The following is a 9,398-nucleotide window of genomic DNA, read 5'->3' as shown; positions in this document are numbered from 1 at the left end:
CTTCAATAAATCAAAAGAAATCGGGAGAAAAACGAAGGAATTCCAAGAAAACATTAATTTATTGAGGGAGGGAGGTTGTGATTTTGTCTGAAATTATAGCAATAAACGGGGTATGGGGTGCACTTCTATTCTTAGGTGTACTCTTAATCCACCAAGGGGTCATTTTAGCGATTGACAAAAATAAAACAGTAGACATTATAAGTCCAGGAAAGTTTTACAGAAACTCGCTCGCGAATAAGGAACGTAGAAAGCGTGTGTTTTTAGAACTTATAGTTATCGGTCCGATAGCTTTGTGCATGCTGTATTTTCTGAGAACTGGAGAAAACATTGTTTATCAGGCTTATATCTTTATAGCTAATTTTTCTATAGGGTTTTTCCTTAACTCAGCAGTGGCTATGTTTATTGCTGCATTCATGTTAAGTAAAAAGGATATAGGTTATAGGATTCTTGTTAAAAGAACAAGCATCACATTAATGACTATAGGGATCATCTATTTGGTTATTTACTTTTTTGCTGCTTCCACACTTTTTATTTTGTGGAGTGGAGTATCGACTCTAGGTTTCGGTCTGGCTAACCTGCTGATTAAAGAAGAGAAATAGGATAATATAGAAAAACAATTACAGGATGTACAAATTCAAATTCGGGCCATTTTGTTACATAAAAAGAAAGTTTGTTATCCTTTTGAACAGGGGAGAATTGCTTAATGAAACGATTATTAACAATCAGTTTTTTATTTTTGATTATGTTTATGGTTGTAGCGTGCTCCAATGAAAAGAATGATTCAAATATTCCGAACGGATATGCTGATTTGATTTCTGATAATGAGGATTTTTATAGTTTATTGATTGTTAAAAAGGCTGAAGACGGCGGATTCCGCAATCCTGACTTTTTACAAAAACAAGACTGGGGAAAAGCTGTACAATCAATTCATTATGAAAGACTTAAGGAAATTAAAGAAGAGCGACAGGAATTAGAGATTGACTCAGCGCCTTATTTTATATTTTTTGATACAGACAGCATTGTATATCAAACGGGAAATCCGAAAAAAGCCGAGGAGTTCCTAGTGAACGCTATAAATAAACACAGTGATAAACAAGAAGGGTGAACCCACATACGTATATTTTAAAATGGAATAACGCCAATATCGTATATAAGAGCAAGATTGTATAATAAGGGAAGAAATTATTAGTGAAGGGGAAGGTTGAAGGGCAATATGGAGCTGAGCAGAGATTAGCTCAGCTTGTTACATATACCAGATAAGTTCTTCGGGCATTTTTTCACCCTGTTTAGATTCCTTGTTTATGATTTTCCATGTATCATCTTCTTTTTGTATGGTATAGACAACATTAGTGCCATCAGATTTTTTAAAGAGAACATAACCTTTATCATTCTTTAAAAAAGTTACAGGGTCGATAACATTTTTGTACGGTGGATTTATTTTGGGGTTTAAAATATTCTTAGTAATGTTTGTTATGGTATTTCTGAGACCCTTCGGCACCTCCGTTGAATTGTACACTTTGTAACTTTTCAAATTCAAACCAAAAGATTGTCTAATGTCGGAGAGAGCTTTTTGGTAAAACTCTTTTATCGCTTTTGCTTTTTCATCCTCATCAACTTTGAAATTCACAATTTTTATATCATTCAGGCTTACATCTAATGTAGTTGTAACTTCAAAATGTGGTGGACTATGTGCATGTTCAAAGGTATGGAGTCGTATTTTTAAAAGAAATGAATTGACATTGTTTTTCTTTTGGACATTAAGAATGTCAGCTTGGTATAATCCGAAATTCATACTTAGTGGAGCGTAATACTGTGTTTGCTTTTTATAATCGGCAATAGCTTTTTCTATATATGGATAAAGTGCTGTTTTTAATCCATTCTTAGTTAATTCATCTTCAGCTTTATTTTCATTTGCTACTGCTGAAAAAGGAGATATGAACAGTAGTACAGATAGAATAATCAAGACTTTTTTCATAAACTCACACCTTTCCTTTTGGAGTTTATTGTTAATCAAAATCTAAAGAAATATTCTCAATGCGATCGTGCGTGGTTATTGAATAAATAAGTATCTATAACATTGAAAAAGAACAGAATTTAGGCTTTGTGCTTAATATTCATTTTAATATCGATATTTTGATACACAAAAAAGATTTTATGCATAGTGCGTAGCGGTGTGTCCGATAACGAAGCATAAAAAGGGTTACCCTTTTGAAGTTGATCTCCCAGAGGGATTGGAATTTCATCAATTAAGGATAAAGTACCTGAAGAAGTTCTGGAATCCTGTATCAACTGAGTTGCATATCACTTGTTTATGGCTAATAACAACCAAAATAAATAATCCCTCATGTGGTTTTAGCAGGCCATTGAGGGATTACGTAGTATTCCTTAGTGTGCGCCGCCCCTCTTGATGGGGTACGGTCTATTCATGACCGTCCATACTTGGATGTGGGCGGTCATTTGTTATTATATGACTTCCTACTTATATTATACCCAATTTTACGGTAAAAGAAAACAAAAAACACTACGATTTATTAGCCGGATTGTTTTGTCTTTTAGTATTGGAAAAATGAGGTTAATTTACATTACGATTTAGCCTTTCAAAACATATACAGATTTATCACCATGTTTTCAAATGAAATTGTGTTATATTTGTGACATGCAAAGATGACTATAAATAAGGTATTTAAATAGTGTACCTTTTGAGACATAACGATGATGCTAGTAAAACTCTATTCCAGAATAGGGTCAGTTAATTGAATAATTTCTGAAACTTATAATGGAAATGCATCGTCAAATATTTAAAGGTCTGTGAAGGGGGTATCGGTGGTGAGAAAGTCCTTATACGTTACTATTGTCATTTTCATCATGGGAATTTTGCTGTTAGGTTGCAGTAATTATGATATTAAACGAATAGACAAAGTTAGTCATTACAATCAAATTGAACATCATGTTATAGAAAAGGACAAAGGAATAAACTTGACTGTGGAAGCATCTTATAAAAATGGTCAGATGACAATAGTGTTGGATAACAATGGATTGAAGAAATTACATTTTGGTACAGGCTATGTCTTGGAAAAACAAAAAAATGATAAATGGTATCAAACAAAATACACATATAACAAAGCTTTTAATGATATAGGAATTAAACTAAAATCTGGTAAAAAACATACGCAAAAGGCGGAATTGAAAATGCCTGATGGTCATTATCGAGTTATAAAGCAATTGTCTTCGTCTTCTCATGGGTCTTACGATATCGTAATTGGCGATACATTTACTGTTAGTGAATAATCTTGCTTATACTAACATTCCTAAAGAACTTCCAGAGAAACTCATCCAGAAAAGGGCGCTTATCTGAAACAAAAGTGTTAAACTATTGGGCCATTTAGTTGCATAAAGGCGGTGAATTAAGATGATGGAGACAATTTATATAATCATTGTAACTGGTTTAATAGCACTGTTTTTTGTTTCTCTTTTCTTGTATATCAACAGGTCATCACGTAATTCATCAGTAAGAAAAAATGAGACAGTAAATAACGGTGAAAAACTTAATAAAATTATAGAGCAAAACGAAAAAATTATTTCCTTGTTAGAAAAGAATCAGTAGTTATAACTTAAACAATCGGGGTCAGTTGTGGAACAAATACTGTGCCTGATTCGGGCCAGATTTTTACTAACACATAATTTTAAGAAAGGTGTTAGTAGGATGGGATTTTGGTACTTTCTATTACTTTTTATAGGTATTATTTTTATTATTGTTGGTCTCATCAATAAGGAAGTATCTGCGGCTGTTAAAGTCGTTATATTGCTATTTATTTTTGGCGTTTTATTTATTCTTATTTCAGTGTTTATGTTTCTTCCTGGTAGTGATGAAATTGTTGCAGAACTGCTGAAATTAGATTGGTGATTTTTAATTTTTTAAAGCAATGGGGCGCAATTGTCTAACAACTTTATTCCATCATCGGGCCATTTAATTGAATAAGAAGGAAATGAAATTTTCTATGGGGGAATTGTTTGAAAAGCCTAATTGAATTCAGTTTCAGTTTTATTTTAATTTTAGGTTGGTTTATATTGATAGCAGGAATTATTGGTTTTATAGCATCACTAATTGCGATGGGAATGTACATAATAGTTCCTTCTTCCGCAATAATAATTGGTTTGCTATGTATATGGATATACAAGATTTATAGAGACAAGTTATTTAACAAATTTGTGCGTTAACCTAAGAACTTTGATATGATTATTCCAAAATTGGGCCAATTTGTTGAAGAACAATTATTAATGTTACGGACTAGAGATGAGGATTAAAATGTTTCTGTACTGGTATGTTGCCTTATGGTTATGGGTTTTGTTAGGTTTGTCAATTTTATTTGCAGGTTTTGCTTTAAAGAAGAAGTCGAGGAAAATAATGATTATATCTGTGTTTTGCTCAATTCCTAATACAGTTTTTGTCTTATTTGTTGAATTAGAAAAGGTAATGTATCTATTGTTGGTCTGGTTTATTATGCAATTAGTATTATTGTACTTTCTTAATAAAAGGCGTCGTCCTTTTATTAAAGAATAGGGCGCGATTGTCTAACAAATGTATGCAGGAATTGGACCATTATGCGGAATAAGATTATTGGAAAGCTAGGGGGAATAATCAAATGAAAAAAACAAATATTGGTTTAATCCTTTTATTATCGAGTGCAATCATTTATGGTTCAACCTTAATATCAGCTTCTGTTTATTCCAAGGTTTTACTCAACGGAAGCGTGGGATGGGATTCAAGGTATGGTATATTTGGTACTGCTATAAGAGAAGTCGGGAGCTTATCATTAATCATATCAGTTTTGTTGGGAATAGCGGGCATAGTTTTGATTGTGATGTCACTTAGAAATAAGTAAACAAATTGAAGTTACCACACTATTTAAGAAAAGGGCGCATATCAGGAACAAAGAAATGCGCCCATTACTGCTTGATCGAGCCATTTTGTTGAATAGGCTTGAAACGAATAAAAGCCTCTGTACGTCTTATATGATAAACAGGGAGGTTGAATCATTGAAACGAGTTCTTATATTCGCTATTCCTTTGTTAGTCAGTTTGTCATTATTCGGATGTGGCACTGATACGGATTCGAAGCCGGATGTAGAAGGCTATGTACTTAAAACAGATGAAGACAGGATATTGGTTGCGGAGGATATTTCATCAGAGAAGTTTGAAGAAATTAAAAATAAGACAGTCTCAGAGTTCCGAGAACAACATAATACAAGTCAAGGTGACAAACTAACTGAGCTTATGTATGTAGATTATGATGATGCAGGAAAATTTGAAAAAGGCGATGAAGTGGAAGTTTGGCTCAGGAAAAATTCTTCTGTTTCGGACACTTATCCTGCTCAGACTGATTCCGAAGCTGAAAAAATTTCAGTAAAAAAATAATTCTTACGCAATCAGGCGCTTTCCTTGAACAAAACGATAAACGATCGTGTTAAAAAAGCTTGGAAATCCAATATTTTTTTGTGAAATGTATGCCAACCGCTGAAAAAAATGACTCGCGGCTAGCGTTCCAATGAACGACCTTTAATGTGACTATTCATTTGAAGGTCATTTTTTATTGTTATCTATATATGCTCATCATACCTGGTTATGACGCTTTGCCACATCCAGCGGTCCAGGACGGTTGTTTTGTTTAAACATGAAAATTTATTTGATTTTACGGACAATTATGAAGGTCATTATATGTTATTATAAAATGGAATGACACAAGGCAGATTCCGCTTTCGAAAAGATCAGAATAGCTAAAGCATATTGCTTATTAAAGCAAACGGGCGCTTATCTGGAATAAGGCTATCCCTCGTTCTTGCGGAAAAAGGCGAGATTGCTAAATTAAGGGGGTGGGCAAATTGAAAGAATTTTTAGGTGTATTCATTTCCTGTATTATTATTTGTTGGATTATAACATTTTTCTTTGCTGCCTATTTATCTGAACATATTTACATTTTAGCAGCTGTATTCGCATTCTTTTTGGCAGTATTCATTACTATTTTAATAAAACAAGAATCCCGATTAGAAGAAGTAGAAAGGAAACTGGAAAATATTTTAACTAATCAACAGGATTCTGAAGAATAATTGATTGTCATCAAACGCGCGGTTTTGGAAGAAGACGGTATAAAGAATCAGAACCCCCATAATTTGGGCGTTCTATATTTTTTCTATATTTTTCAACATTAATCGTTAACATAGCCTTGTGCAAAGAGAAAGTAATGTTCCACCAGGATGAGACACAAATAAGGGTGACCTTGCTCATCCTTCCTGACAGACCGGACATAATCCATATACCTCCAATTTGTGCCCCTCAATCGCATAATTTCCGAGTGATTGCCTAATTTCGTCCATTGGGCAGATGTCCAACGTCTTAGTCTTCCCGCAATCTTTGCAGATGAAATGATGATGGTGGCGATGCGAACAGCTGAAGCGAAAATGTTTTTCTCCATTTAGTTCGGTTGCTTCCAGTACACCGACGTCATGAAACAAATGCAGATTCCGGTAGACCGTGTCATAACTGATGCCTGCATACGTTGGTTCCATATAACCGATCAGATCTTTCGCGGTCCGGTAGCCGTCTGCTTCCGCAAAAAAAGCGAGCATGTCCTTCCGTTTGGCAGTTGTTTTATACCCGTGTGATTTTAATTGTTGAAGGGCATCATTCAGTTTCATATATCATTCCCCCTGTCCGGTATGAAAAACGTCGCTTTCCGATGGCTGCAAGCAGAATAACAATTGATGTCAATACAATCGTTCCCCCTGGGGGGATACCGAAATAATAGCCTGTTATCATCCCTATAATAACAGCTGTTTCCCCAAACAAAATAGAGATGATCATCATTTGCTTGAATCCTTTCGCCAGTCGCATGGCTGCTGCCACAGGCAATGTCATCAGTGCCGATACGAGCAGCACACCGACAATGCGAATGGATGCGGCAATGACAAGCGCTGTCAGCACAATAAATAAAAAATGAATCCGTTTGGCATGAATGCCGGATACAACCGCGTGTTCTTCATCAAACGATAAGGTGACCAGCTCTTTATAAAACAGTCGAATAACTCCAATAATAAGAACAGTGATGCCAAGTATGACGTAAAAATCCTTCGCGCTCACCGCCGATACGGACCCAAACAGGTAATTAAACAGATCCGTGTTGAATCCATTAGCGAGTGAGATAAAAATGACACTCAATCCGACCCCGAAGGATAGAATAATCGGGATAGCTAATTCCTGGTACGCCGTGTATATCCCGCGCAGTTTTTCAATAAAGATGGATCCAAGCACAGAAAACCCCATCCCGCTGTACAGTGGTGCGATACCGAGTGCGGTTGTTTTGTTTACAAATAATCCGAACGCAATTCCTGCAAGCGTTACATGAGATAAGGCGTCAGCTATTAGGGAAAGGCGCCGAACGACGATAAATGTTCCCAAAAGCGGGGCGATGATACCGATTAATAGGCCGGTGTAAAAGGTGTGTCGTAGAAAGTCATATTCCAAAAAGCTTGCAAGCATCGTGTTCCCTCCTGTGTCGTCGCTCTATGTCAGGTTCCTAGTGAAATGGCTATGTTCGCTCATTCAGTCGTAGCTTGATTGTTATGTCTACGTTTCGGGTTGTCCGAGGACTGTCAGTGTTTTATTCAGATATACGACATCGGTGGCATATCGCTTAATGGTATCGGTATCGTGCGTCACGAGAAGCAACGTAATGCCATGTTTTTGATTCAGTTCACGGAGAAGGTTGTAAAATTGCTCAACATGGTCCTCGTCAACACCGACCGTTGGCTCATCCAAAATTAGCAGCTGCGGATCGCTGACGAGTGCACGAGCGATAAAAACCCGCTGTTGCTGTCCGCCGGATAATTGGCCGATATTGTCATATGCATAATCACGTATGCCAACGCGCTCCATAGCTTGGAGTATCGCCTGTTTGTGTTTGGCTTTTAAAAATGTAAAATACCCCAGCTTGGCTGTCAGTCCCATGGAGACGACTTCAAATACGGTCGCGGGAAACCCTTTGTTGAAACTGTTGGCTTTTTGAGAAACAAATCCGATGTTGCTCCAGTTTTTGAACTGCTGGATGGGCTTTCCGAACAAACGAATCGTCCCACTGTCTGGCTTTAACAGCCCAAGAATCATTTTAATGAGCGTCGTTTTGCCCCCGCCGTTTGGCCCGATGAGTCCCATGAAAGAGCCACGGGGCAATTCAAACGGAATGTCACTCAGGATGGTTTGCCGATCATAGGCGTATGTGAGATTGTCTGTGGAAACAACGGGTTCAGCCATGGTGGATGCCTCCTATTTGGTTGCCTGATCAAGTACGTTCAGATTGTGCCGCATTAACGACAAATAATTTTCACCGTTTCTAATATCAGCTTCCGTTAAAACGGAAAGGTTATGAATCATAAGGGCTTTAGCGTCGATTTCATTCTGGATAATTTCCGATACACGATCTGAATTGTTTTGCTCAAATAAAATATAGTCCATATCGGATTGTTTGGCTTGTTCAATAATGGTCACCAGTTCCTTCTGGGAGGGCTCATCGTTTGACGAAAGTCCGCTGATGGCGATTTGCTCAAGACGATAGCGTTGTTCCCAATACGTGTAGGCCGCATGGGAAACAAGCACGCGTTTATCAGTTTTGGACGCCAGTGTCTGTTGGAATGATTGATCGAGGGCAAGCAACTCATTTTTGAGTGCGTTAAAATTCTTTACGAATCGGTCTTTGTTTTCCGGCGCCATATCGATCAATCTGTCGCTGATCATGTCAGCCATGTCAATCATTCGTATGGGATCCAGCCAGATGTGTGGATTATGATTCCCGTGGGTATGTCCTTTGTGGTTTGAATGATCGCCATGAAAAAGCGATTGTTGTTTTCCTATTTCGATTAGCGTCACATCCTGTGATGCCAGAGCATCCGCGGCCGTTTCTGCAAAACCTTCCATCCCGGCACCAAGGTAAATAAAGGCGTCACTTTCTGCGATGGCAGTCATCTCACGGGCAGCCGGTTCGTATGTATGCGCATCGACGCCCGGGGGATAAATGGTTTTCGCATCGACAGCATCACCACCAATTCGTTCGACAGCAAATTGAATCGGATAAATGGACGTATATACGGTCAATTCGGTTTTATTGTCAGATGCAGAAGGTGTGCATCCTGCTGTGATGATGCCTATGATTAACAATAGAAGACTGGCAAGACGCATCATAGATCAAATTCCTCTCTTGATGATAGATACTTCATATTACCGTAATGATTACGATTTGTAAATAGGAATGATTACGATTGAGCATTATAATGTGAAGTCTAAAAGACCGGTGAAAAACTATATTTTCTATCCATCGAAGATGTAATCAAAGACACGAATTTTTCTCGGAT

General features: G+C 37.2%; 13 protein-coding genes. 8 read left to right on the top strand and 5 right to left on the bottom strand.

Annotated features, from left to right (window positions below; translation table 11 throughout):
- Positions 1-83: 83 nt before the first annotated feature.
- Positions 84-599, top strand: a complete 516-nt coding sequence (locus tag ABDZ72_RS01860; RefSeq protein WP_343750800.1) for a hypothetical protein — start codon at positions 84-86, stop codon at positions 597-599.
- Positions 600-703: 104 nt separating this feature from the next.
- A complete protein-coding gene (locus tag ABDZ72_RS01855; RefSeq protein ID WP_343750799.1) occupies positions 704-1,105 on the top strand; it encodes a hypothetical protein in 402 nt (133 codons plus the stop codon).
- A gap of 138 nt (positions 1,106-1,243) precedes the next feature.
- Here the strand turns inward: ABDZ72_RS01855 and ABDZ72_RS01850 are convergent, their stop codons facing one another.
- A complete protein-coding gene (locus tag ABDZ72_RS01850) occupies positions 1,244-1,975 on the bottom strand; it encodes a DUF3888 domain-containing protein (protein ID WP_343750798.1) in 732 nt (243 codons plus the stop codon).
- An 851-nt stretch (positions 1,976-2,826) separates the two neighbouring features.
- Here ABDZ72_RS01850 and ABDZ72_RS01845 point away from each other — a divergent pair.
- The 6 genes from ABDZ72_RS01845 (at position 2,827) to ABDZ72_RS01825 (ending at position 6,104) form a co-directional block, all read left to right on the top strand.
- A complete protein-coding gene (locus tag ABDZ72_RS01845) occupies positions 2,827-3,288 on the top strand; it encodes an immunoglobulin-like domain-containing protein (RefSeq protein WP_343750797.1) in 462 nt (153 codons plus the stop codon).
- 121 nt (positions 3,289-3,409) lie between these two features.
- Positions 3,410-3,604, top strand: coding sequence for a DUF4083 family protein (locus ABDZ72_RS14360; protein WP_425542329.1), 195 nt, complete (start codon positions 3,410-3,412; stop codon positions 3,602-3,604).
- A gap of 99 nt (positions 3,605-3,703) precedes the next feature.
- Positions 3,704-3,904, top strand: coding sequence for a hypothetical protein (locus tag ABDZ72_RS01840; RefSeq protein ID WP_343750795.1), 201 nt, complete (start codon positions 3,704-3,706; stop codon positions 3,902-3,904).
- Positions 3,905-4,643: 739 nt separating this feature from the next.
- The gene (locus ABDZ72_RS01835; RefSeq protein ID WP_343750794.1) at positions 4,644-4,883 is read left to right on the top strand and encodes a phosphatase; all 240 of its coding nucleotides are present in this window, start codon (positions 4,644-4,646) and stop codon (positions 4,881-4,883) included.
- A 154-nt stretch (positions 4,884-5,037) separates the two neighbouring features.
- Positions 5,038-5,415, top strand: coding sequence for a DUF3221 domain-containing protein (locus ABDZ72_RS01830; protein WP_343750792.1), 378 nt, complete (start codon positions 5,038-5,040; stop codon positions 5,413-5,415).
- A gap of 464 nt (positions 5,416-5,879) precedes the next feature.
- Positions 5,880-6,104 (top strand): hypothetical protein, encoded by a 225-nt coding sequence (locus tag ABDZ72_RS01825; protein WP_343750791.1) that lies wholly within the window; start codon positions 5,880-5,882, stop codon positions 6,102-6,104.
- 174 nt (positions 6,105-6,278) lie between these two features.
- Here ABDZ72_RS01825 and ABDZ72_RS01820 read toward each other — a convergent pair whose 3' ends face one another.
- The 4 genes from ABDZ72_RS01820 to ABDZ72_RS01805 form a co-directional block, all read right to left on the bottom strand.
- Positions 6,279-6,692: a Fur family transcriptional regulator gene (locus tag ABDZ72_RS01820; protein WP_343750789.1), complete on the bottom strand. Its 414-nt coding sequence runs from the start codon at positions 6,690-6,692 to the stop codon at positions 6,279-6,281.
- The gene (locus ABDZ72_RS01815; protein ID WP_343750788.1) at positions 6,679-7,533 is read right to left on the bottom strand and encodes a metal ABC transporter permease; all 855 of its coding nucleotides are present in this window, start codon (positions 7,531-7,533) and stop codon (positions 6,679-6,681) included. Before ABDZ72_RS01815 ends, ABDZ72_RS01820 begins: the two co-directional genes overlap by 14 nt.
- Positions 7,534-7,620: 87 nt before the next feature.
- The gene (locus tag ABDZ72_RS01810; protein ID WP_343750787.1) at positions 7,621-8,304 is read right to left on the bottom strand and encodes a metal ABC transporter ATP-binding protein; all 684 of its coding nucleotides are present in this window, start codon (positions 8,302-8,304) and stop codon (positions 7,621-7,623) included.
- Between the two features lie 12 nt (positions 8,305-8,316).
- Positions 8,317-9,228 carry a metal ABC transporter solute-binding protein, Zn/Mn family gene (locus ABDZ72_RS01805; RefSeq protein WP_343750785.1) on the bottom strand — a complete coding sequence of 304 codons (912 nt, stop codon included), beginning with the start codon at positions 9,226-9,228 and terminating at the stop codon, positions 8,317-8,319.
- Positions 9,229-9,398: the final 170 nt, after the last annotated feature.

Origin of the sequence: Lentibacillus halophilus (assembly GCF_039522485.1) — a bacterium.
Taxonomy (GTDB): domain Bacteria; phylum Bacillota; class Bacilli; order Bacillales; family Amphibacillaceae; genus Lentibacillus; species Lentibacillus halophilus.
This window is presented reverse-complemented; position numbering and strand designations above follow the sequence as displayed.